The sequence below is a fragment of the Chitinophagales bacterium genome, assembly GCA_020636495.1.
Classification (GTDB): Bacteria; Bacteroidota; Bacteroidia; order Chitinophagales; family Chitinophagaceae; genus UBA5543.
In genome coordinates, this window is record JACJXQ010000008.1 from 172,114 (window position 1) to 194,653 (window position 22,540).

The following is a 22,540-nucleotide window of genomic DNA, read 5'->3' on the forward strand; positions in this document are numbered from 1 at the left end:
CACACTTCCTATTCATGGGAGGTATCGTCCTTATCTACAGATGTCTGGTTAACAACATACAACGGCCTGTCGCGTACGTTGTTCATGATACGGCTGATATACTCTCCTATCACCCCCAGCGAAAGCAACTGAACGCCCCCCAGGAAGGTTATTGTAATAATGGTAGAGGCCCAACCCGGAACTGTATGAGCATCAAAGAAGTAGCCGTACAGACCATATAATATCATGAGGAATGATATGGCGCACACTACAAAACCAAGCTTAGTTGCCAGTTTCAACGGGGCATCAGAGAAAGCAGTTATCCCGTTAAATGCCAGGCGTAACATCTTCTTAAACGGATAGTTGGTGGTGCCATATTTACGCTCATCGCGTTCAAAGGTCACAAAGCTGCTTTTGAAACCCAGCCAGGCTATTTGCCCGCGGATATACTTGTCGTACTCCTTCATCCGTTGCAGGTATACCAGCACATCGCGGCTGATCATCCTGTAGTCACCTACATCCAGGGGTATGTCAAAGCTCACGAGGCTGGCCATCAGGCGATAGAACCATTTGGCTGTAGCTCGTTTAAACAGGCTTTCCCCCTTACGTTTACTACGTTTGGCATATATTACTTTAAAGCCCTTCTGATACTCGCGATACATGTCTTCTATTAGTTCAGGCGGGTCTTGCAGGTCAGCGTCTATGGTCACAATAGCATCCCCTGTAGAATGGTCCATTCCTGCCAGTATGGCTATCTGGTGGCCAAAATTCCGGGAGAAACTTACATATTGTACCCGGGGGTCTGCTTGTGCATGTTCTTTTATCTTCAGCAATGAATTATCCCTGCTGGAGTCGTTTACGAGGATGATCTCATAATCAGGAGTGATATGGCGAGCTGTATTGGTGAGCCTTTTTACCAGCTCATCTATAACCTGTTCCTCATTGTATATAGGAACAACTATTGATAGTTCTATGTTTTTCGACAAGTTCATGAATTACTATGTGCCCGGATAGACAGGTAATAATAGTCCCGCAATGATACAAAATATTAGATTATGCCCAATGTTTACTTCAGTGTGTCGGCTTCTGTTTCAGTCTTCTTCTTCCATCCATTAATCTCGTATATTTTCACCCCATAGTGGTCATGTACCAACTCGCAGTCATACATATCCCTGATAACGGCTGCAGCTTCGTCAGTACGCACAATGGCATGCTCACCTTGTTTGAAGTCCTGAAAATTTTTGTATGATATTCCATCGCATACATGTTCATACCAAATTATGTCCTGCTGGTATTCACCATATACGATCCCGGCTTTCCTAATATCTCTCTTACCTGCCATTCCTTCTTTGATATATTCGATTATTGCATTCAGACGGTCATATTTATTTACCTGTGGCTTCAGCACATTATTCAATATGTTATTATAGGCCAGTAAATAAACAATTACAGCAGATACGACCAGTATTATATACTTCTTGTCTTTGGGTTTGGGTACAGGTGTGAAAATTGAATGCACTGCAATTGCTGCCAGCATTGATAAAAGCGGATAGGTCGGAATGACGTACCAAAACAATTTAGTTTCCGCAAATGATATGATGACCAGGAACGACAAGGCTGCTACAGTCAGATAGGCTGCCAGGTTGCGTATTTCCTCACTTTTTGACCGTACTGACATATTCATACCCCAGGCATATAAGAGTAGCCACATAGCTCCTGACTGGTATAGCCACATAAAGTAGAATTCAGCGGGTTCGCGGTGATTTTCCAGCACGCCAAAAAAGCGTCCGCCTAACTCATTTTGGGCAACCGCTGCTAAATAGCCCGGATTGTGATATTCTCTCAGCAAGTAATATCCCGGTATGATAACAATAAAGAATACCAGCCCGGTATAGAAAGCCCATGAAGTAAGTATTCTAGGTAGTCTTTTATAGTATATGGCCAGAGCCAGCAAAGCCGGCATAAATATGAGCGCATGTATCCCTTTTGTAAGACAAGCCAGCGTTAATGTTACTGCTGTCAGCAACAGGTATCGAGGTTTAAACTCTTTCAGATAGAGATAAAAATACAATATGTACATGGTGGTAAACATGGTCAGCAGCGCGTCATAATCGCCTGTTCTGATGCCATGCAAACGAGTGTAACCCTCGGACACTATCAGAATAGCAGGTGCGGCTATTGCCAATAGTTTATTCTGAAAACGTTTCACCAGGAACCAATACATGAACAGACATGTGATAACTGCGGCAATGGCAGAAGGGATACGTATTGCCAGTTCATTTATACCAAAAATTTTCAGTGATGCTACCTGCAACCATATGAGCAGCGGTGGTTTTGTATTCCACATATCAGGCTGCCACATAAATGTTGTTACCCACCAATTACGGGTCTTAAACATTTCAAACGCGTTTACGGCAAGGCGAGACTCATCCCAGGTTTGTATAGCCAGCTCAGACAAATGCCCGAAAACAGGTAAGGCAATTATGAGTAAAACTATTAATGCCCCCCAGAGGTTTTTTAGGTTCATATTATATAGTCTGTGAACAAAATATCAATATCCGGCGTTAAAACTATTCTATTATTTTAACATTGTAAACTTTATGGATAAAGTAAATATTTTCTGGTTCAGGCGCGACTTAAGGTTGAATGATAATGCCGGCTTATATCATGCATTACGCAGCAACCACCCGGTAGTTCCGGTATTCATATTTGACAAAAACATATTGAATGAGTTACAAGACCGGGCTGACAAACGTGTAAGCTTTATCTACCAATATATTGAGCAACTGCAAACCCAACTAAATGCCCTGGGGAGCACCTTGCATGTAATACACGCTACTCCGGAAGAGGCTTATCAGCAATTAATGTCAACTTATGATATTGCTACCGTATATACCAACCACGACTATGAGCCATATGCAATAAAGAGAGATACCCTGATCGCCGATATGCTGACTGAAAAAGGCATCAGTTTCTATACTTACAAAGACCATGTTATTTTTGAAAAAGATGAAATAACCAAAGATGACGGCCAACCCTATACGGTATATACGCCGTACAGTAAAAAATGGAAAGCACAGCTGAATACATTTTACAAGAAGTCCTTTCCTACTGAAAAATATGACTATAACTACTACCGGCAAGATATTCGCCTTATTCTACCACTTGAGAAAATGGGGTTTAGCTGGAACGAACCGGAAGTTGTGACACCGGAGTTGGATGAATACATTGCCCGCGACTATCATCTTACACGCGACATACCTTCAGTTCATGGTACCACCAGGTTGAGTATACACCTTCGGTTTGGCACAATAAGTATCCGACAATTGGTAAGGGAAAGCATTGCATTAAATGAAAAATTACTGAATGAGTTAATATGGCGTGACTTTTACCAGATGATACTCAGTCATTTCCCACAGGTGGTGAATAACTCATTTAAAAAAGAATATGATCTAATAGAGTGGAGAAATGATAAGACTGAATTTGATAAATGGCGCAAAGGAGAAACGGGATACCCGATCGTAGATGCCGGGATGAGAGAATTGAACGCAACCGGCTATATGCACAACCGTGTGCGCATGGTAGTTGCCAGCTTCCTGACCAAACACCTGCTGATAGACTGGCGTTGGGGTGAAGCCTATTTTGCTGAAAAGTTACTGGACTATGACCTGGCGTCGAATAACGGAGGGTGGCAATGGGCGGCAGGTTGTGGTTGCGATGCTGCTCCTTATTTCAGGATATTCAACCCTTACCTGCAAACTAAGAAGTTTGACCCAGAGCTGAAATACATACGCAAATGGGTGCCCGAGTTTGAAGATTTCAGCTATCCTCAACCAATTGTGGATCATGAGCACGCTCGTAAAAGATGTCTTGAGGTATATAAAGCCGCTTTAAAAGATAAGATGAAAGAAATGCGCTAATACATCATCTTCAAACAAAAAACACTACCGCCAGACTTCATAAATTCTGAAGTTTCTATTTCTATTACATTGAAACCTTCTGCCTTCAGTGCCTTTACTGTCACAGTACTTCCTTTTTGTAAAATGGCTGTTTTTTCCCCATTTGATTCAAAAGCGTGCGCATTAAGTGAAAAATAATCTTCAGCTTCCTGCTCAGGTATATAATATACCTTTTCAAATAGCTGTTGCACCATTTCAAGACCGTCAGTTGTAAACGCTTCTTTGCACAGCATAACGCTGTTTACAGATAGTGGCACAAAACAAGTATCAAGGTGATAGAATTTGGGGTTGATCAGTTCTAATGCGACAACAGGGGCTTGTAACATCTGCGAAAGTTCTTCATACGCCTCAGACGTTGTACGATGTCCATATCCACCATACAATAAACGTTTGTGCGGATGTGGTATGACATCGCCCATACCTTCAAACATCTCAACATTTTTAAATTGTAGAGGTGTGAAACCCTTTGCCTTAAAAAATGCTTCAAAGTACGGCACCTCTCTGCGACGTGATTCGTGACGCATCCTGCTCATCACTACCACCTCTGTTCCATCATGCATCCTCCACGGGAAAGTCTGGTTTGCACAAAATACCATATCCTCACAGCCCTCAGCACCGGGAATAACCGATACTTCTTCTAAAATTCCTTTAGAATGCAAGTTGTCATAAGCCTGTTTCAAACTATTCCATTGTTCCCACATTTGCTCTTTGTCAGTAACACCAATGTTGCCCTGCATATGCACATTCTTTACGTCAACTATATCAAAATGATCAGGGCTGCACATTAACACCCTGGCAGGTTCCTGCCTGTCCGCAATTTCTTCTACTGAAAAAGGAACGGAATCTTTGTAAACTTTTATCTCTGTCATTGTACCGTGATGGAAATCGTGTCTGAGGAATATACCTGTTTATCTGCCATGAGCACAAACCAGCACTCAACTTTATGTACGGCCTGCCCGTTTACGGGTACTACCGGCGACAATGGAGGCCTGGCCCGGCCTTTCCACCTCCAGCTATAACCTTTGTTAGAAGCTGTTGTGAAAAAAATATCGTCAGCCAATGTGCTGAAAACAATTATATCGTTGCTATTCCTGCGGGGCCTTATTTTTTTGGGACATAATGGCTTGCTGTTCTTCACCAATTCCATAGGAATATTACGAACATCATTTTGGGTATAGAAGTACAGCTTTACATCCTTCGGACGTTTCGTGAAAGTACCTGAATTTATTATGCAGTTGATCTTACCATTTTCACCACTGCCTGACAAGATATAGCTGTTACCGGAATAAGTAATTGCCAACTTTTGTTGTGCTGAAAGAGGCACGAACGAAAGCAACACAAAGGCAAATGTGGATATAGATAATGGGTAGCAGCTCATATGACAAAACTAAGCAGGAAACCCTGAATAATTTGCAAAAAAAAATTCCGTGGAAAGCAACGGATTAAGAAAAGACGTAATTTACATATTCACGTAAAATAATTATATGCGTAAAACCTCTTTCTTATTATTGGCGATATTCGCCTACATACCTTTTGTGTCTGCGCAACGATGGCACGTAAAACCCACACCGGAAGAAATTGTCTACCGGCAGCAACATCCTAAACCTTTACCAGCTTCTACACAAAAAACCACTGCCGGAACTTTTGTAATGCCAACTGATGCCCGCTTCCCGGGAGAGTTTGAAGAATCGCAGGCAGTAGCCCTGGCATGGATATACGACATTGGAGGAATAGACATAAGTTCGGAATATGCTGATCTCTGGGCTGCCATGGCTAACGCAATACAACAGGAATGCCAGGTATGGATACGTGTGGAAAATGGTGCTGATACCACCGCCGTGAAAAACTTTATGTCATCTAATGGAACACCACTTACCAACTATCGTTTTTTTGTAACTGTATCGGATGATTTCTGGATACGTGACTTTGGCCCGCTCGGGTTTTATTATGGTAGCAATGATGATGTAGGTTTCCTGAATATGAATTATTACCCCGGCAGGGATTATGACAATCTTTTCCCGGGCTACCTGGCCAATGAGCTGGGTTACCTGGAAGTAAAAACGAACCTTTATGCAGAGGGTGGCAACTATATCACAGATGGCTTCCATCGTTCATTTCACAGTGATGTGATACAATCTGTGAACACTTCCGGTCCTCCATATACACCAGCACATGCTGCCTGGACAACGCAACAGGTAAATGACAGCATTAAATATGTTTGGGCAAGCACTGATGTTATAACAACGCCAACATTAAAGTGCGATGGCGGTACCGGGCATAATGATATGTTCATGAAACTTATGGATGAGAACACATTTGCAGTGATGGAATATCCATCAATTGTTACGGCCGCTGACAAAGGGATCATTGATGGAGTTATCAACACTCTCTCTACGAAAACATCAGTATACGGACAGCCTTACAGGATATTTAAAGTTCCGATGCCAACTCGTGATGATGGTAATATTACAACATTGTGTAACCTGCTGGATAATGATGCGCGTACGTTTGTAAACGGACTTACCGTTAATGGCTCCTACCTGATGCCTACCTACTCAGACGCTGCAAGTGGTAACAAAGCAGGAGACCAGGTTGCTATTAACCTCTTCAAACAAATAGCACCCGGCTACAAGATCATCCCTTTGGATGCACGTATACTGACAATATATGGCGGTGCTGTGCATTGTGTGACCATGCAGATACCGGCCGAAAACCCGATAACTATCTGGCACCCACCCGTACTGGATAAGCAACCACAGGTAAACAAATTCCATATAGTTGCTAAAGCAACTAATAAAAGTGGTATTGCCTCTACAAAATGTATGTGGCGCATCCGGGGCAATCAAAACTGGAATACGCTAACGCTTACCGATAGTTCAGGTTATAGTATAGGAGATATAACAGACAATTTTACACAGATGAGCAAACAGACCGTTATAGAGTATTATATAACCTCTACCAGTAATAATGGCAAAACTATTACTAAACCTATTACAGCCAGCAATGGTGGTTATTACAAATTTTACTTTGAAGTACCTGATGGCATAGCTGAGCTGGATGAAGCCAGGAACTTTGCACTTAATCCATTTCCTAATCCCACTATCGGTAATTTCGTGATACCTGTTATTTTTGATGGCACAAGAAATGTTCAAGCTATTATTACAGACGTTATGGGTAAACGTATCACCGAATTGGATTTCGGGAGCAAGAGTAATGGCATGAGCAAGCTGGAATTTGACATTTCGGATAAAGCAGCAGGCATGTACTTCATTCAAATTACAGCTGACGGGAAATTGCTGACCACGAAACGTGTGATGAAACAATAGGATCAGAAAAATATGAATATAAAAAAGGGTTACAAATTGTAACCCTTTTTTAGGCTTTACCCTCTACAAAATACATTTTGAGCTCACCCTTATTTTTTGCAGCTATCTCGCCCCTGTATGTGCATATGTATTGATCTTTCACAAGCAGATAGGTATCTTCAGAAATATTGATCCTGCCTGGTGCACCTGTTTGCTCCATACGTGCAGCAATGTTCACCGTATCACTCCATATATCGTAAGCAAATTTCTTCATTCCCACTATGCCAGCTACTACACTACCCGAATTAATACCGACTCTGACACTGAATGTGCGCTCACCCAGTTCTTTTTTCCGTGCCTCAGTATATGCTACAATCTCTATGGCTGCAGCTATTATTTCTGTTGCATGATTGGCATTCGGCAATGGCAGGCCTGATACAGCAAGATACGCATCCCCTACTGTTTTTATTTTTTCGATGTCGTATTTGTCAATGATATGGTCGAACGCTTTGAAGCAAGTATCCAGTTCGGCCACCAATTCTTGCGGAGACAACTGTTCTCCGACGAGCGTAAAGTCAACAAAATCAGTGAACATGACTGTTACATTATCAAACAACTGGGCACTCACTCTTCCGTTTTGCTTTAACTCGTCAGCAACCTCTTCGGGTAATATATTGAGTAACAATTGTTCTGAAACCTGCTTTTCCCTGCTTATAGAATCGCGGGCATGACTTATAAGTACATTGGCCTTCTTCTGATGCTGATAGCTACGGAAAATGAAAAATGACAGTAGCAGTAAGAGTAAAATAGCACCAAACCCGCTATATGTAAGTATTCGCTGCCTTTGCAATTGCAGTCTTGCTATCTTCTTTTCTTCGGCTACTTTCATACTATCAGCAAACTGTTGCCTGTCGAAGTATCCCTGCATATCAATTCGCGTAAGCTCCTGTATCTTTTTACGACTCAGCATACTATCTCTTAATGCAATATGTTGCTGGTATGTATGCAGGGCATCTGCAGTACGGTTCATCTTTTCGTAAGTTCTGCTAAGGGTGAGCAAAGCAGTACTTTCAATATCCATGGCACCTGTTTCTTTGCTCAGGGCTACAGCCTTTTTCAGATAACCGATAGCGTCGTCATACTTTTTTCGGGCTGAGAATATCTTTCCCATAGTAGTATAAACGCGAGGTAGTAGTATAGGCAGCCGCGGACTATCCCCCGTACCACTTGCTATTTGGAAAGCCTTTCCGGCGTAATAATCAGCAGAATCTAACTTATGCATACCCAAATATGTCTCGCCCAATTTGTAATATGTCTGTACCAGGTATTCGTCTCCTGTCGCTTCACTGGAGTTATTGAGTAACGTCTCTGCATTTTTGTAATTGGCAATTGCATTTGAATATAACTTCTTATTAAGATAGCAATCACCAATGCCCAAATTAGACAGCATATTAAAGGCTAATGCCTGCAGCTTCCTGTTCAATTCCTGAACTTCCCTGTAGCTTGCCTCTGCGCGTTCATAGTCAGGAATAGCAAAATAAATATTTGCTATCTGGTATTTTAGAGCTAACAATGTAAGAGTATCGTAAACAGTTGGTGTATCAGCTTCTACAATGTCCTGGTACAGCAGATTGTATGCTTTTTGATAATTATCCAGTGCATTGGCATATTCGCCCATATCCTGGTACACAACGCCAGTATTACCTAATGTTTGTATGATATTATCCCTGTCGATATCCAGGTCGATAATATGTTTGTAACAAGCCAGTGCTTTGCCATAATCAGCCATGTTTTTGTAACAATCAGCCATTTGATTATATGCTTTGAACTGGTATTGAACGTCTTTCTGTGCACGAGCTAATGCAAGGCTTTTTTCAGACCATTCAATAGCAGTTATGTAGTTCTTTCTACAATCGGAATAATAAAAACCAATTTTGTAACTGGCATTCATTATGCCCTTTTGGTATTCAGCTTTGCGTGAAATATCCAATGCATCTTCAAGGTAATCTAACCTCTGTTCGCATACAGCCCGGTAGCCCAACTCAATAAGCACATCTGCTTTTGCAGTATCTGAATGCGTCTTTGCCAGTTTGTGTTTCAGAGAATCGACTATGTGTTCCTGGGCCTTTGCAAATGATACCTCTGTGCAGTAAATCACTAAAGTTATTATCAATAAATAACGAGGGTATGAGGAGGCACTCATAAAAGGGTAAAATTTTGCAGATTGTATAAAATTAAAAATTAATTTGTATTTTGTTCAACTGATTGCCTATTTGAGGCAGAAATTTAAAGGACTGTTTTGTTTGAATGAAACTAATATAAGGGTTAATTAATAAACAAACGAAAGCATATGATAAAGTCAGTTTATAAAGGCTTGCTTGGTGCATGCCTGTTAATTCTTTGCACTGCTATAGTACGTGCCGAGGGAGTAGGATCTGCTAACGTAAAATTTGGCAGACCAACCAATAATCAAAGCGAATGTGAAGGTAAAGGTGTCTGTATGCTTACTTCAATTGGCACACAATCGGGCGAGGTGCCTGTTAAATTCACATTGACAGAAGACCCGACGAGTGGTTTTTATACGCTCACAATGCAGTTCAATATATCGTTGATGAGCAGTGCTGACCATGATTACCTGTACAGGTATTTCCTGTATTCAGACGGTGAGCCCAGACCACTATTTGCCTTTGATGGTGATTACACGTTTACCAACAAAGATCTTTGCCGTTCATTAGGTATAGATGTTGGTACTCTTACAATAACGCCTGAATCTGTGAGTGGACCACGCAATATTGAGAAGATAAAAGATTCTGAGATCAGGCTGACCTATGTTATGCCTATGCCCGGCAAAAAATAAGAAAATGAGCTAAACTGTAAACGGGTCAGCTCATTTATCACAAAAACCATGAAGTTAACTGCACTATATTATCGGGTTGCGATGGGTGTGTTGTTTATAATAACAGGAGATTTACGATATTCCTTGTCTGTACCGGGTAATATTGCTTGTATGTTTACTACATCTGAATAAGGCATATTGCCATTCATTTCTACTTTAGCTACCCTGTAGTAGGAATAATTCTGCCCCGCCAGGTCCATATCATATTTAATAGGCCTGATCGTGTTTGCTTTGGGTGCAATGGTTGTTATTACATGAAAGTGCTCATTATCATTGGTAGCCTCTACCCTGTAGTGTTGTACATTCACGTTCTTTTGGGCTGTGAAAGAAAGTATCTCCCTGTTGTTTTTTTTCTGTATGACTACATCAGTAAAGGCACAGTGTTGAGAATAAGTAGCTGTTGTACAGCAAATAGCGATAATAAAAATGATTGCTTGTTTTATCTGAAAAGAATTGATTTCCCGATGGCCAGATTGAACTCGCTGCAACTTTGGGAATATGCATGACTGATTAGTATTCATATCTGTGTGTGCAAAATCTGAACTTTTAAATACTCGTTTCATAATTGTATGTTTTAAGATGTTTAATGATCGTTTTGATAACGCAAAGATGAGACGAGAAAAGAGGGTATTTATGAGTAGAATGACCCGTTTTACGGTGTTTTATCACTGTTACTAATACAGTGAAAACACCCTTTTTTTGATATCGAAGAAATTACACCGTGTTTTCACGGTATAATGGCAGTATTAACACCTTATAATTATCCGTAACATATGAGTACTTTAGTTGCTCACTCAAAAACATATACTATTATGAAACAAACATTAATTGCATTACTAGCACTGTTAATGCTGGCATCCTGCGAACAAAAAGCCGAAGAAACTGGAAATGCATCAAAAACTTCTGCTGATAATACTATAAAAGAGGGAGAAGAACCTAGTTATTACAGTTTTACAGAGACAAGAACTGCAGCTGATACATTAATACAACGGTATCATGACACCTTGGTTGCAAGGGCAAACGCCTGTAACGGTCCCGATGACCCAAAAATAACATTTAAGGATCTGGCTCCCAAAACATCTTTTATGATTAATGCAAATATGTTGAGAGATTACTTAAATGACAGCACGAATGTAACAATGTTGAACGTTTACATAGCCCAAAAGAACACTACTGATGAATTGAAAATAATATTTATTGGTGCGGTAGATTCTGTTGGAACCGACGGTGACACTTTTTACGTTGAAAAGGCGATTCACAAAGCTAGTGACAATAATAACTACGTTTTAGATCATACTTTGCCTTGTCCCAAATGTGAAGAAAGAATAGCAATACTCGGAGGTAAAAACAAAGCACAATAGAAAATAGATGCAGGAAGCCCTTATTACAATATACTATGTCGTTATTGTTGTGGCAGCTATCGTCTCAATGCTAAAATACAAACAGTTGGATAAGGCATTACGTAGTATTTCAATATTGCTTTATCTGACTGTTCTGGCAGAGTCTTTATCATATATCTCATCAGGATTAGACGCCTACCGCATCAAGAATATTATCTATCATGTCTTTAGTATAATTGAACTGATCTTAGTATGCATGTTTTTTATTTTCTCAATTAGAGCTAAGTCTTATAAGCAATCCATACTTGCGGTTGTGATTGCCAGTTTTGCTATTGGTATACTGAATATCTACTTTCTGCAGCCAATATATACGCTTAATTCAAACATGCTTATGTTTGAAAGCTTTGTTATTATAACCATGTCCCTTTATTATATCTATTGGTTAGTAAAAAAGAATATCACAGGCAACTTTTTTAGCAACAGCCATTTCATCATTACTTTGCTATTACTATTACTGTGGAGTACTTCATTCTTTTTCTGGGCATTTATTGCTGTATTGTATAAAGAAGGTTGGGCATACACCGAAATTGTATCGTACACTCATCTTACTATTAATATTATTGTGTACCTGGGCATTGGTATAACCTTATTCTATAACTCCAGGAATTTATTAAATCATGATCACTAGCACCAAAGTTGCCATCGTTCTCATTTTCGGTTCATTAACACTATTAGTTTTTGTGCTGTTTATAATACTAATCCTTTTTGAATACCGTAAAAGACAAGTGCGCCATATCACCGAAAAGCTGGAGTTGAAGCATCGCTACCAGAATGAGGTACTGCAAACACAGATCGAAGTGCAGGAGCAATCGTTCAAATACATATCTGAAGAGATACATGATAACATTGCCCAGATGCTGAGCCTGGTGAAAATAAAAATCTACAAAACGGCAGGTAAAACGACTGATGAAAATGTACTGTCCGGATTGAATACCAGTACCGAACTGCTAAGCAAAACTATGGACGATTTGCGTTCACTCAGCCATATACTCAATGGTGGACTAGTATCTAAACTTACTCTTGAAGAAAGCCTGGAGAAGGAACTGGACTATGTGCGTGATGATGATATGCATGCAGAACTGACCGTAAAGGGACAAACCTATGATATAGGAGGTGAGAAGAAGTTACTGGCATTCCGGATTGTACAAGAATCAATAAATAATGCTATAAAACATGCTAAAGCACAAAACATAAATATTAGTTTAGTGTACAAAACAGACGGACTTATTATTTCAATTGCAGATGATGGGAAAGGGTTTGATACCGAACTGATGAAAGGTAGCAAAGGGTTAGGGCTGCATAATATGCAACTGAGAGCCAAAATGCTTGGGAGTATGGGTATAACTTCAGAACAGGATAAAGGCACAACTATTACAATAAACATCCAAACAAATGGGTAATACTATTAAAATAGCACTGGCAGACGACCATAATCTATTCCGCAAAGGCGTAGAAGAGTTGATAGAGGATTTTGATAATATGGAAGTGTTGTATAGTCTGCCTAATGGGCAAGAGTTGATAAACAGGTTGTCCAGTGCGAAAGTATTACCCGACGTATGCCTGCTGGACATTAATATGCCGCAAATGAACGGGTTTGAAACAGCTGCGGCTATTAAAGAACGTTGGCCTGACATTAAAATAATTGCTGTATCTGTATATGACTCAGAGTTCAATATTATAGGCATGCTACGCGCAGGTGCAGGAGGATATATTTTAAAAGATGCGCAACCGGATGCGCTAAAAGCTGCTATTGAAGGAGTATATAATAATGGGTTCTACCACTCTGAAATGGTAACCGGTAAAATACTACACCAACTCATCTCTCAACCTAAAGAGGTAAGCAGCAGTCAGCTGAACGAAAAGGAGATACAATTTTTGAAACTGTGCTGTTCAGAACTGACCTACAAAGAAATAGCTGATGAAATGGGTATCAGTCATCGCACTATTGATGGTTATCGTGATCAGTTGTTTTACAAACTGAACATTAAATCGAGAACAGGATTGGTGATGTATGCGTTGAAAACAGGTATCTCTACCCTAGATGCGTAATTTATGGTCTCAGCCAATGTTCCATTTCAGGGAAAAATTTTTCATTTCCACCGGTTTGCTCCGCAGTCATACCGAAACTTTCCAGTGTATCTACGCCAAAGTAGTTTCCATTGTGAAACTTGTTCATAATAACTTCAGAGCCACCACGGTACCCATCTTCATGAAAAATAACTTCAGGTGCTATATCCAGGTATTCGGCTGCAGCCCAGCTCCAGGCTATTGCTGCCATTTCAGCCTGGGCATTGCCTAAATCGCCGGTTACATCAGGACTGGTAACAACCATACGTTCATTTTCTTCAAGAACCGCTATATGTCCGGCTTCGTGCAACAGGTCTCCAGGAGTTAACAGCATGACCGTATCATACACAATATGTCCCTCTACTATATCTATACCCGGTACAAATGTATACTGGTCCACAATTCCCTTATCGCAAGGTATCCCTATATCATTAATAAATCCTGTGATCTTCTGTAGTAACTTCTCCTCACTCATGCACCTGCAAAGGTACTTATTTAATTCTGGCGCAGCCAATACTGCATTGCCGGATAAAGGATATCACCTCCGGTTCCATCGTGCTGACGCTCGTTTGTCATACCAAACCATTGCAACATACTTACACCAAAATAGTGTTCCCTTCTGAAGTTGTCGATAATATTATCAGCATCACCTTTGTATCCCTGATCGTGAAAAACTACTTCCGGGTCAATATCAAGGTGTTTAAGAGCCGCCCAGCTCCATGCAATCGCGGATAATTCAGCACCTCCTGGATCCAGGTCGCCGGAAACCTCCGGACTTGTCACATCTTTTCTATCCTGTTCTTTTAGCACCGCTATATGACCCGCTTCATGCAGAAGGTCCCCCGGACTTAATAATTGATCAGCATCATATACTATACCACCATTGATTATGTCTACTCCCGGTAAAAATGAATCTCTTTTTACAGAAGACGGCTTGCACGATATGCCAATTGAATTGATGAATTCAGTTATTTTATTTAACAGCTCAATATTATTAGTATTCTGTTCCATGTTCGTATTATTCAACATCCATGTTTTGTTCCATTTCTTTTGCTAATTGTAAGGCAGCATCCGTACCCATGTTTTTCAATTCGTTTATCATCATCAGCTTTTCATCTTTTGAAAACTGTTCCGGTACGGATATTCGTTTCATCGTCTCTTCATCGCAGGTTGTAAACAATTTGTGTATCCAGTCATTAACAACACAATCGACTACAAGATGTATCCTGTCAGTAACTCCATAATTAGCTAATCTGTGCTTCAGATTAAAGTTCATGTACCAACACTCTCCCACCTCCGGATATACAGGTTCTTCCTCAATGTAAAATTCAACCTTTTCATTTGTAATGAGTGGAACATGAATTCGGATCTCTCCTTCTTCATAACACAGGCCTTGGTCTATATGCTCATTTATTATCGCACCTGGCCTCAGGTTCAGCACTCTAACAGATGTCTTCTCGCATTGGAACATGTCTATGGCATGCCTGATATGCGGACAGAGTTGCATCAGTTCTGTATCGCGAAATGAAGATGCATTTACCTGAATAGCACTGGCATTTGTTATACTGCCATTAATTGAGCGTAATGGTATGGCTTTCCAATCGCCTGAATAATCATTCTGATTATAGTGTGGTAACCATGCCTCAGCAAGTGCTAAAACATCCTGCAGCATGGAAGTAGTATCAAAATGAAAAGGTAGTTTTGCGTATTTGATGAGTGTTTTCATAGCTTACTTAAATTATTACAAGTCTGTCCACATTCTTACCAGGTTGCTATATACCTGCAACAAAGCAATATTTTCCGGTCCGCTCAGGTCTTTTGCTGCAATGGCTTCCTGCAGCGACTGTAATTGAAAAAGTATCTCCCGTTGTGCAGTATCCTTAACTAACGACTGCATCCAGGTAACGGCCGCAACCCTTTCACCATCTGTAACAGGCCTTACACGATGCAACTTTGTTGTGGGGTAGATGATAGCACCACCTTTATTCAGTTTATACAAAACATTACCCCCAGGCATCTCAATTTCCAGTTCCCCGCCTGTATATGTAGCGGGATCGCTCAAAAACACTGTAATACTCAAGTCTACCCGGATCGTATATTCTATGGTCATAATGGGGCTATCTGTGTGCCAGCCATAATTCATACCATTATTATACTTGCTGATAATAGGTGGCAACACGGCTTTAGGCATAGCTGACGCCCTAATCAAAGAATTTTTTGATATAGCTCCGAGAATGAGCTGTTGTATGTCTCTCCTTGCGTTACTGCCCTGGGCCTGTAAATTGGTCTTTGCTTCTTTTGCAGCTCCGGTGGCTGTTTTCTTACCATCTTCGAAAGTAATACCGGAGAGCAGTTTGTCTATCTTTTCGAGTTCTTCATTACCTAACAAAGACTTTATTTCTAATATGGATGACTGCATTCGTATCATAGTGATTGTACTTTGGATAAAAATAGCAATTCAGTTGATATAGTCGTTTATTTATGTAGATGATTTTATGGCAACCCACCCCCCAAAAAAAACAGGACCTCATTTACGAAGCCCTGTTTTGTTTACAAGAAATAAATTGTGCTTTGGTTAAAGTGTACCCCTGCGGGCCTGTTCTGCTTCTATTGATTCGAACAACGCTTTGAAATTGCCTTTACCGAAAGATTTGGCTCCTTTACGTTGAATGATCTCAAAGAACAATGTTGGTCTGTCTTCTACAGGTTTTGTGAATATCTGCAAAAGGTAGCCTTCCTCATCACGATCGACCATGATACCTAACTCTTTAAGTATCTTCAAATCTTCTGCTATATCACCTACCCTGTCTGCCACTGTATCGTAATACGTACCAGGAACATGTAAAAACTCAACACCTCTTCTCCTCATTTCTGATACTGTAAATACAATATCATCAGTAGCCACTGCTATATGCTGGCAACCCGGGCCTTCATAAAAATCCAGGTATTCTTCTATCTGCGACTTTTTCAAACCGGCAGCCGGCTCATTTATCGGGAACTTGATACGACCATTACCATTGGTCATCACCTTACTCATAAGCGCAGTGTATTGAGTCGAGATATCTTTATCATCAAAGGTTACCAGGTTGGCAAAACCCATTACGTTAGCATAAAACTCAGCCCATTTGTTCATCCCCCCCAGCTCTACATTTCCTACCATGTGGTCGATATATTTCAACCCCATTGTGCCGGGATTATACTCAGATTCCCATTTCACAAAACCAGGGAGGAAAACACCATTGTAATTTTTGCGTTCTACAAATATGTGTACTGTTTCACCATAAGTATGTATACCAGCCCGCATTACTTCACCATGTTCATCTTTTTCTACTACCGGTTCAAAATATGATACCGCACCACGTTTAGTAGTTTCCTCATAAGCTTTGCGTGCGTCATCTACCCACAAGGCAATAACCTTTATGCCATCACCATGTTTCTTTATATGTTCAGATACCGGATTGTCAGACCTTAACGGAGTTGTAAGTATTAGTTTTATCTTATCCTGTTTCAGTACATACGATACCCTGTCACGCAATCCTGTTTCAAGCCCTGCATATGCAAACGATTCAAAACCAAAAGCGGTTTTATAAAAATGTGCAGCCTGTTTGGCATTACCCACATATAATTCCACATAGTCAGTGCCATTTATCGGCAGAAAATCCTGAGCTTTATCAAATATTTTCTCAAGCCCGTAGTTGTAGTTGGTGGCTTCTTTTAATGTTGATGTGTCCATATTTGAAAGTTTTTATGTTCCTTAAGAATATTATGCTTCTTCAGGCAACCATGATCTATAGTAATCTCTGACTTCTATATTCATGGCTTCCTTGGTAATCATCATCGGCTGGAAAGGATCTATCATCACGGCTAGCTCTTTCGTCTCTTTTTGCCCGATACTCCTTTCAATAGCTCCGGGGTGAGGACCGTGCGGTATTCCCCCGGGATGAAGTGTTATTTGTCCCTTTTTAATGTTGTTCCTGCTCATAAAATCACCATCGACGTAATAAAGTATTTCATCTGAGTCAATATTACTGTGATGATATGGAGCCGGGATTGCATCGGGATGATAGTCATATAAACGAGGTACGAATGAGCATACCACAAACCCAGCACTCTCAAAACTCTGATGTATAGGTGGTGGCATGTGTATACGGCCTGTCAAAGGCTCAAAGTTGAAAATTGAAAAAGTATATGGATAATGATAACCATCCCAACCCACAACATCAAAGGGATGATATAAATACACATAAGGAAATATCATTCCTTTTTTCTTTATAAGTATATCAAACTCTCCCTTTTCATCATTAGTCTCAAGATTCTGCGGGCGCTTTATATCACGTTCACAAAACGGAGAGTGCTCCTGCATTTGCCCGAAGTCGTTGCGGTAACGTTTGGGTGTGTATATTGGGGCAAATGACTCTACATACAATATTTTGTTCTGCTCACTGTCAAAATCAATTTTATAAACCGTACCTCGCGGAATCACAATATAGTCGCCGTATTTAAATGGCAACTGACCATACATGGTGTGTAATATGCCGCTACCCTCGTGAATAAACAACAATTCATCTGCATCAGCATTTTTAAAAAAATACGGGGTAGACTTTTTAGGGGCTGCAAGTCCTATATGCAGACTGCTGTTTACAAGCAATGTTTTACGACTTTCTAAATAATCGTTGACGGACGGAATATCTGCTCCCAGGAAACTCATGGCATTGAGGCTATTGTCCAGGGCTATTTCCGGCTTAACGGAATACGGCGCACCCTTTTGCTTAACACATGTTGGCGGATATATATGATATACCAACGAAGAAAGACTGGAAAAACCCTGCGTTCCTACTAACTCTTCCTGGAGCAATTTACCTTCGCCATCGCGAAACACTACGTGTCTTTTGTCAGGAATGTTACCTAGAGAATGATAAAAAGGCATCGCTTATACTAAATGTTTGGGCAATGCTATGACAGTTTTCAAGCATATTACATGACTTTAGTCACTGTATATGATGACAAAACTCATAAAAAGATAATGAAACTATTGTCAGCCACCCCATCCTTCCCTGTCCAGGCTGCGGTACTGTATAGCCTCGGCAAGGTGTTCCGGCTTTATTTCCTCGCTGCCTTCGAGGTCTGCAATAGTGCGCGATACTTTGAGTATCCTGTCGTAAGCACGGGCAGACAAGTTAAGCCTGTCCATAGCTGTTTTCAGTAATGTTTGACCTACAGGATTGATAACACATATCTCCTTCAATAACTTGCTGCTCATCTGCGCGTTGCTGTGTATGCCTTCGTTGCTTTCAAAACGCCTTGATTGTATCTCACGCGCTTTTATGACACGTCCTCGAACTGAGTCGCTCTGTTCAGAAGTTTTTGAAGATGATAGTTCGTTGAATGAAACGGGAGTTACCTCCACATGCAGGTCTATCCTGTCTAACAAAGGGCCTGATACCTTGTTCAGATATCGCTGTACCATCTGTGCAGAACAAGTACATTCTTTCTCAGGATGATTGAAGTAACCACAAGGACATAGTTGCGTTGGGCTTTTGGCAAAACAAGATTTCAATTGAAAATCAGTTGGTTATCTGTAAATCTAATCATTTAGGCGATCATATTAAAGTAAGACGCAAGTATTTAGGCTTGTTCCAAAAAGACGTTGCAGAGATAATTGGAGTATCAGAGGATTCTGTTACCTATTGGGAGAATAAAAGAAGTGAGCCACAAATCAGACATTATCCTAAAATCATAGAATTTTTAGGTTACAACCCGCATTCAACTAGTGCGGCTTCTCTGGGTTGTAGAGTCTATCAATATAGAATCAAAAACGGATTGAGTATAAAAACTCTTGCAGCGAAACTAAAAATTAATGAAAGAACTTTAGCCTCTTGGGAGCACGGTAATAATCTACCTCAATCAAGTAAGTTAGATGATCTATTAAAGTTGATATAGAATGATACGTCAAAAATTGGCTTTTTGTCTATTCTCTTTCCTCGGGGTATAAATAATAGTAGAGCTCATTACTGCTTTCTTGTAACTTATTTCGAAGTTCAACAAGGGTATTTTCATCTTTAGTATTTCTTATTTCTTCTCTTATATCAAGATAATTTTGTATTTCATTTTTAATGTCGTTGTCTTTTTCATCAAATGAATCAGAATTAACGAACTCCGTATACTTTTTAATTAATTCGGGATATTTGCTTGCACCATTGTTTCGTATCTCTTCGACTACTTTTTTCATAAATTCATCCTGAAAAGCAGCAGTATGTTTAGGCTCAATACTCCTTATTATTTCATAAGTGTCAGCTTCCGCAGCACGTGATGGGTATGTACTAAGGTACTCCTGATAAACTAGAAAAAGTTTATCATATTGGTTAGGTTGAATATAGTCAAAGTACCGGCTTAACCACTTCATTGGCTTAACTGTTCCTTCCCACGACCTATCGTTTTCCCATTTATCAAAGATGTAATTAATTATCAACCCTTTTGTTTTATCTGAAAGAGTAGAAGTAGTTATTTTCAATTGGTAATCTAAGAGTTTATTTATCTGATTATTATCGTTTGTAAGGATAGTATTCCGAACCTCTTCATCATAATCATCTGAAGCAACTTGTTCATATTCTTCAACCGTATCTCTTAATGGGGTTGGTATAATATCAAACTCTATCATTAATTCAATAACTAAACTTCCATCTATAATCTTTATGTTATCCTTCATATCTGCCAAATAGGGGAATTCAAAATTGGCATCACTTGTGTGACCTTGAGAATTAATAAAGTATACGTAGTTAGGGAACAGTCCTGACTTACCTTTACCTCCGGGGAAAGGAACTTTAAATGCTCTAACTAATTGGTTAGCGAATTCTGTAACATTTGTTGCTCGTACTTGCTGTGCTTTAGCCTGGACTGCTATGTATTCGTTATCATAGAAAAGTTTTACATGCCTATAAAATATGAGGTCTTTACCATGCTCACCTGGTCCATGGGTATTTCTGCGAAATAATATATAACCATTCTTACTGAAAAGTGGGATTACTACTTCATCAATAAAATCATCTTCACCTACGGAGTCAAGATATTCTCGAATCTTAATCCTATTGAATGCGTTATTTGCAATCATTTTGAATAGTTTTATTATTGAATATTTGATTCAATTGCGCATTTCATCTAATATCGCAATTGTAATGTCTACTCGTATCTTTATTCTTCTAAAGATAATAGAAGTTAACTGTTGTCTAAAGATTATTAGAAGGTAACTAAATCAAAAAAAATGTCTCCTCAAGAACTAGCTCAAATAGAGAACGAAATATTTACAAAACTTGTAATTGATGAACTAAAGAAACAACGTGCTGAAGGAATTACTGACTTTTTACTTGATAAGTACAGCATTGATCAAATTACTCGTGATAAAGTGAAAAAATTTATTTCTGAAGACTCCCAAAACTCGTGATAATCTACGTTTAAAATATATGCAGTAATTTTATAGTGAGCTAAACAAGAACAGTGCAATATGGTAACAATAGGTGTGCCTGGTATTACGATAAAAGACCTTTTAGAGAAGGGTATTATTTGTGATGGTACTAAAGTGTTCTCAAATTCATCGAATATAGAAGGAACAATACAATCTAATGGAGACATTCAAATCGAAATAAAAGGCGTAACACGCATTTTCCCGTTTCCAAGCGGGGCCGCAAGAGCGGTTGAGGGCAAAAGTCTGAATGGTTGGATTTATTGGAAAATATATGATTCTGATACTCAAAGTTATAAAGAGTTAGATTTTTACCGTAAAAAGTATCTACAAAAGCACAGTGATTAAGGTGATCCTTTCCGACACCGTAAATGTGCTAATATAAAGGCATAGCTTCAGTATTGACACGGTGTTGGTATCTTTTTATATCTAACCTATCACTTCTGAGTAAATAAGGTTATATTTTTATCCAAATATTAGCATTGATATTTTCCTAATATAATAGTAAATGAAAGATTTGAAACCATATTTAGATAGTGTAATTGAAGGGGACTGCTTAGACGTAATGAAAAAAATCCCATCAAAATCAATCAATATGATTTTATGTGATTTGCCTTATGGTACTACTCAAAACAATTGGGATAGTGTTATACCACTAGATTTATTATGGAAAGAGTATGAGAGAATAATTAAAGATAATGGTTGTATTGCATTAACTGGACAAGGGCCATTTACTGCAAAATTAATCTTGAGTAATGAGAAAATATTTAAATACAAGATTGTTTGGATTAAATCAAAGCCAACAAACTTCCTAAATGCAAAGAAACAACCACTACGAAAACATGAGGACATCTGCATTTTCTATAAGAAACAACCAACCTATAACCCTCAAATGACTCAAGGCGCTGCCTACGATAAAGGGGTTAGAAAAGACCAATATTCTGGAAGTTATGGCGATTTTAAACCTAGACATGTAAAGAGTAACGGTGAACGATATCCTAATGATGTTTTATTTTATGAAGACGATTTTGTTTATGTAAAAACTGCTGAATCGGAAGGGGAGGTTGTACACCCTACTCAGAAACCAATTGAGCTAGGAAGATACTTAATTAGAACTTTTACTAACCCAGGTGATGTTGTACTAGACAATGCATGTGGAAGTGGGAGTTTTCTCGTATCAGCAGTGTTAGAGAATAGAAGATTTATTGGGATTGAGAAAAACGAAGCGCCTCTATTATTCAAAAAGAAAAAGATTGATTTAATCAAGGTTTGCAAAAAGAGGATTATTGAGGCTCGCAAAAGTTTAGTGAAAGAAAAAATTGACTCTATCCTTGATACAGAACATGAACAAGAAATTGCCAAAAAAGTCAGAACAGAACTTTATAGAAAAGTCATTAAAGACACACCACTTGAAAACGGTTTATTCGATAAGTCATATGATGCTTTGCGATTAAAAACTATCCTGAACTACCTATAAA

The 22,540-nt window shown here is 39.4% G+C and carries 24 protein-coding genes and 1 pseudogene; 11 read left to right on the forward strand and 14 right to left on the reverse strand.

The window, feature by feature from the left end; all coding sequences use genetic code 11:
- Window positions 1-8: 8 nt before the first annotated feature.
- Both H6550_00815 and H6550_00820 read right to left on the reverse strand, forming a co-directional pair.
- A complete protein-coding gene (locus tag H6550_00815; protein ID MCB9044655.1) occupies window positions 9-971 on the reverse strand; it encodes a glycosyltransferase family 2 protein in 963 nt (320 codons plus the stop codon).
- A 74-nt stretch (window positions 972-1,045) separates the two neighbouring features.
- Window positions 1,046-2,506 carry a glycosyltransferase family 39 protein gene (locus H6550_00820; protein ID MCB9044656.1) on the reverse strand — a complete coding sequence of 487 codons (1,461 nt, stop codon included), beginning with the start codon at window positions 2,504-2,506 and terminating at the stop codon, window positions 1,046-1,048.
- A gap of 73 nt (window positions 2,507-2,579) precedes the next feature.
- On the opposite strand from H6550_00820, the gene H6550_00825 reads away from it, so the two are divergent.
- Window positions 2,580-3,899: a deoxyribodipyrimidine photo-lyase gene (locus H6550_00825; GenBank protein MCB9044657.1), complete on the forward strand. Its 1,320-nt coding sequence runs from the start codon at window positions 2,580-2,582 to the stop codon at window positions 3,897-3,899.
- Here the strand turns inward: H6550_00825 and H6550_00830 are convergent.
- Both H6550_00830 and H6550_00835 read right to left on the reverse strand, forming a co-directional pair.
- The gene (locus H6550_00830; protein MCB9044658.1) at window positions 3,896-4,807 is read right to left on the reverse strand and encodes an amidinotransferase; all 912 of its coding nucleotides are present in this window, start codon (window positions 4,805-4,807) and stop codon (window positions 3,896-3,898) included. The two genes, H6550_00825 and H6550_00830, sit on opposite strands and share 4 nt — an antisense overlap.
- Window positions 4,804-5,316: a hypothetical protein gene (locus tag H6550_00835; protein MCB9044659.1), complete on the reverse strand. Its 513-nt coding sequence runs from the start codon at window positions 5,314-5,316 to the stop codon at window positions 4,804-4,806. Before H6550_00835 ends, H6550_00830 begins: the two co-directional genes overlap by 4 nt.
- A 106-nt stretch (window positions 5,317-5,422) precedes the next feature.
- Here H6550_00835 and H6550_00840 point away from each other — a divergent pair, with 106 nt between their 5' ends.
- Entirely contained in the window at window positions 5,423-7,264 is a 1,842-nt protein-coding gene (locus H6550_00840; protein ID MCB9044660.1) for an agmatine deiminase family protein, read from the forward strand.
- Window positions 7,265-7,313: 49 nt separating this feature from the next.
- On the opposite strand, the gene H6550_00845 is transcribed toward H6550_00840, so the two are convergent.
- Window positions 7,314-9,446, reverse strand: coding sequence for a tetratricopeptide repeat protein (locus tag H6550_00845; protein MCB9044661.1), 2,133 nt, complete (start codon window positions 9,444-9,446; stop codon window positions 7,314-7,316).
- A 147-nt stretch (window positions 9,447-9,593) separates the two neighbouring features.
- Here H6550_00845 and H6550_00850 point away from each other — a divergent pair, with 147 nt between their 5' ends.
- Window positions 9,594-10,100 (forward strand): hypothetical protein, encoded by a 507-nt coding sequence (locus H6550_00850; protein ID MCB9044662.1) that lies wholly within the window; start codon window positions 9,594-9,596, stop codon window positions 10,098-10,100.
- Between the two features lie 68 nt (window positions 10,101-10,168).
- Here the strand turns inward: H6550_00850 and H6550_00855 are convergent, their stop codons facing one another.
- Window positions 10,169-10,702 (reverse strand): hypothetical protein, encoded by a 534-nt coding sequence (locus H6550_00855; protein MCB9044663.1) that lies wholly within the window; start codon window positions 10,700-10,702, stop codon window positions 10,169-10,171.
- 249 nt (window positions 10,703-10,951) lie between these two features.
- On the opposite strand from H6550_00855, the gene H6550_00860 reads away from it, so the two are divergent.
- Genes H6550_00860 through H6550_00875 form a run of 4 tightly spaced genes read left to right on the forward strand, consistent with a single transcriptional unit; the run spans window position 10,952 to window position 13,588 of the window.
- Entirely contained in the window at window positions 10,952-11,500 is a 549-nt protein-coding gene (locus H6550_00860) for a hypothetical protein (protein MCB9044664.1), read from the forward strand.
- A 7-nt stretch (window positions 11,501-11,507) separates the two neighbouring features.
- Window positions 11,508-12,167 (forward strand): hypothetical protein, encoded by a 660-nt coding sequence (locus H6550_00865; GenBank protein ID MCB9044665.1) that lies wholly within the window; start codon window positions 11,508-11,510, stop codon window positions 12,165-12,167.
- The gene (locus H6550_00870; GenBank protein MCB9044666.1) at window positions 12,157-12,939 is read left to right on the forward strand and encodes a hypothetical protein; all 783 of its coding nucleotides are present in this window, start codon (window positions 12,157-12,159) and stop codon (window positions 12,937-12,939) included. Before H6550_00865 ends, H6550_00870 begins: the two co-directional genes overlap by 11 nt.
- Complete coding sequence (locus tag H6550_00875; protein ID MCB9044667.1) at window positions 12,932-13,588, forward strand: response regulator transcription factor; 657 nt, start codon at window positions 12,932-12,934, stop codon at window positions 13,586-13,588. Before H6550_00870 ends, H6550_00875 begins: the two co-directional genes overlap by 8 nt.
- A 1-nt stretch (window position 13,589) precedes the next feature.
- Here H6550_00875 and H6550_00880 read toward each other — a convergent pair whose 3' ends face one another.
- The 7 genes and pseudogenes from H6550_00880 to H6550_00910 all read right to left on the reverse strand — a co-directional run bounded on the left by H6550_00880 (window position 13,590) and on the right by H6550_00910 (window position 19,127).
- A complete protein-coding gene (locus H6550_00880; protein MCB9044668.1) occupies window positions 13,590-14,081 on the reverse strand; it encodes a hypothetical protein in 492 nt (163 codons plus the stop codon).
- A gap of 20 nt (window positions 14,082-14,101) precedes the next feature.
- Window positions 14,102-14,617, reverse strand: coding sequence for a hypothetical protein (locus tag H6550_00885; protein ID MCB9044669.1), 516 nt, complete (start codon window positions 14,615-14,617; stop codon window positions 14,102-14,104).
- Between the two features lie 7 nt (window positions 14,618-14,624).
- Window positions 14,625-15,332 (reverse strand): aspartyl/asparaginyl beta-hydroxylase domain-containing protein, encoded by a 708-nt coding sequence (locus H6550_00890; GenBank protein MCB9044670.1) that lies wholly within the window; start codon window positions 15,330-15,332, stop codon window positions 14,625-14,627.
- A 15-nt stretch (window positions 15,333-15,347) separates the two neighbouring features.
- Window positions 15,348-16,034, reverse strand: a complete 687-nt coding sequence (locus H6550_00895) for a Fe2+-dependent dioxygenase (GenBank protein ID MCB9044671.1) — start codon at window positions 16,032-16,034, stop codon at window positions 15,348-15,350.
- Window positions 16,035-16,181: 147 nt separating this feature from the next.
- A complete protein-coding gene (hppD, locus tag H6550_00900) occupies window positions 16,182-17,339 on the reverse strand; it encodes a 4-hydroxyphenylpyruvate dioxygenase (GenBank protein ID MCB9044672.1) in 1,158 nt (385 codons plus the stop codon).
- A gap of 30 nt (window positions 17,340-17,369) precedes the next feature.
- Window positions 17,370-18,533, reverse strand: coding sequence for a homogentisate 1,2-dioxygenase (locus H6550_00905; GenBank protein ID MCB9044673.1), 1,164 nt, complete (start codon window positions 18,531-18,533; stop codon window positions 17,370-17,372).
- A gap of 108 nt (window positions 18,534-18,641) precedes the next feature.
- Window positions 18,642-19,127: pseudogene (locus H6550_00910) on the reverse strand (ATP-binding protein).
- Between the two features lie 47 nt (window positions 19,128-19,174).
- On the opposite strand from H6550_00910, the gene H6550_00915 reads away from it, so the two are divergent.
- The gene (locus H6550_00915) at window positions 19,175-19,546 is read left to right on the forward strand and encodes a transcriptional regulator (protein MCB9044674.1); all 372 of its coding nucleotides are present in this window, start codon (window positions 19,175-19,177) and stop codon (window positions 19,544-19,546) included.
- Window positions 19,547-19,574: 28 nt separating this feature from the next.
- On the opposite strand, the gene H6550_00920 is transcribed toward H6550_00915, so the two are convergent.
- Entirely contained in the window at window positions 19,575-20,714 is a 1,140-nt protein-coding gene (locus tag H6550_00920) for a hypothetical protein (protein ID MCB9044675.1), read from the reverse strand.
- A 150-nt stretch (window positions 20,715-20,864) separates the two neighbouring features.
- Here H6550_00920 and H6550_00925 point away from each other — a divergent pair, with 150 nt between their 5' ends.
- The 3 genes from H6550_00925 (at window position 20,865) to H6550_00935 (ending at window position 22,539) form a co-directional block, all read left to right on the forward strand.
- Window positions 20,865-21,044, forward strand: a complete 180-nt coding sequence (locus H6550_00925; protein ID MCB9044676.1) for a hypothetical protein — start codon at window positions 20,865-20,867, stop codon at window positions 21,042-21,044.
- A gap of 60 nt (window positions 21,045-21,104) precedes the next feature.
- On the forward strand, window positions 21,105-21,410 hold the full coding sequence (locus H6550_00930) for a hypothetical protein (protein ID MCB9044677.1): 306 nt from the start codon (window positions 21,105-21,107) through the stop codon (window positions 21,408-21,410).
- 160 nt (window positions 21,411-21,570) lie between these two features.
- Complete coding sequence (locus H6550_00935; GenBank protein ID MCB9044678.1) at window positions 21,571-22,539, forward strand: site-specific DNA-methyltransferase; 969 nt, start codon at window positions 21,571-21,573, stop codon at window positions 22,537-22,539.
- Window position 22,540 lies beyond the last annotated feature (1 nt).

Excerpts from the sequence above, each read along its gene's own strand:
- H6550_00850 (MCB9044662.1), top strand. The coding sequence starts at position 9,594 with ATGATAAAGTCAGTTTATAAAGGCTTGCTTGGTGCATGCCTGTTAATT.
- H6550_00865 (MCB9044665.1), top strand. The coding sequence starts at position 11,508 with ATGCAGGAAGCCCTTATTACAATATACTATGTCGTTATTGTTGTGGCA.
- H6550_00905 (MCB9044673.1), bottom strand. The coding sequence starts at position 18,533 with ATGCCTTTTTATCATTCTCTAGGTAACATTCCTGACAAAAGACACGTA.
- H6550_00825 (MCB9044657.1), top strand. The coding sequence starts at position 2,580 with ATGGATAAAGTAAATATTTTCTGGTTCAGGCGCGACTTAAGGTTGAAT.
- H6550_00935 (MCB9044678.1), top strand. The coding sequence starts at position 21,571 with ATGAAAGATTTGAAACCATATTTAGATAGTGTAATTGAAGGGGACTGC.
- H6550_00890 (MCB9044670.1), bottom strand. The coding sequence starts at position 15,332 with ATGAAAACACTCATCAAATACGCAAAACTACCTTTTCATTTTGATACT.
- H6550_00815 (MCB9044655.1), bottom strand. The coding sequence starts at position 971 with ATGAACTTGTCGAAAAACATAGAACTATCAATAGTTGTTCCTATATAC.
- H6550_00840 (MCB9044660.1), top strand. The coding sequence starts at position 5,423 with ATGCGTAAAACCTCTTTCTTATTATTGGCGATATTCGCCTACATACCT.
- H6550_00895 (MCB9044671.1), bottom strand. The coding sequence starts at position 16,034 with ATGATACGAATGCAGTCATCCATATTAGAAATAAAGTCTTTGTTAGGT.
- H6550_00925 (MCB9044676.1), top strand. The coding sequence starts at position 20,865 with ATGTCTCCTCAAGAACTAGCTCAAATAGAGAACGAAATATTTACAAAA.
- H6550_00920 (MCB9044675.1), bottom strand. The coding sequence starts at position 20,714 with ATGATTGCAAATAACGCATTCAATAGGATTAAGATTCGAGAATATCTT.
- H6550_00930 (MCB9044677.1), top strand. The coding sequence starts at position 21,105 with ATGGTAACAATAGGTGTGCCTGGTATTACGATAAAAGACCTTTTAGAG.
- H6550_00880 (MCB9044668.1), bottom strand. The coding sequence starts at position 14,081 with ATGAGTGAGGAGAAGTTACTACAGAAGATCACAGGATTTATTAATGAT.
- H6550_00860 (MCB9044664.1), top strand. The coding sequence starts at position 10,952 with ATGAAACAAACATTAATTGCATTACTAGCACTGTTAATGCTGGCATCC.
- H6550_00885 (MCB9044669.1), bottom strand. The coding sequence starts at position 14,617 with ATGGAACAGAATACTAATAATATTGAGCTGTTAAATAAAATAACTGAA.
- H6550_00835 (MCB9044659.1), bottom strand. The coding sequence starts at position 5,316 with ATGAGCTGCTACCCATTATCTATATCCACATTTGCCTTTGTGTTGCTT.
- H6550_00845 (MCB9044661.1), bottom strand. The coding sequence starts at position 9,446 with ATGAGTGCCTCCTCATACCCTCGTTATTTATTGATAATAACTTTAGTG.
- hppD (MCB9044672.1), bottom strand. The coding sequence starts at position 17,339 with ATGGACACATCAACATTAAAAGAAGCCACCAACTACAACTACGGGCTT.
- H6550_00875 (MCB9044667.1), top strand. The coding sequence starts at position 12,932 with ATGGGTAATACTATTAAAATAGCACTGGCAGACGACCATAATCTATTC.
- H6550_00820 (MCB9044656.1), bottom strand. The coding sequence starts at position 2,506 with ATGAACCTAAAAAACCTCTGGGGGGCATTAATAGTTTTACTCATAATT.
- H6550_00870 (MCB9044666.1), top strand. The coding sequence starts at position 12,157 with ATGATCACTAGCACCAAAGTTGCCATCGTTCTCATTTTCGGTTCATTA.
- H6550_00830 (MCB9044658.1), bottom strand. The coding sequence starts at position 4,807 with ATGACAGAGATAAAAGTTTACAAAGATTCCGTTCCTTTTTCAGTAGAA.
- H6550_00855 (MCB9044663.1), bottom strand. The coding sequence starts at position 10,702 with ATGAAACGAGTATTTAAAAGTTCAGATTTTGCACACACAGATATGAAT.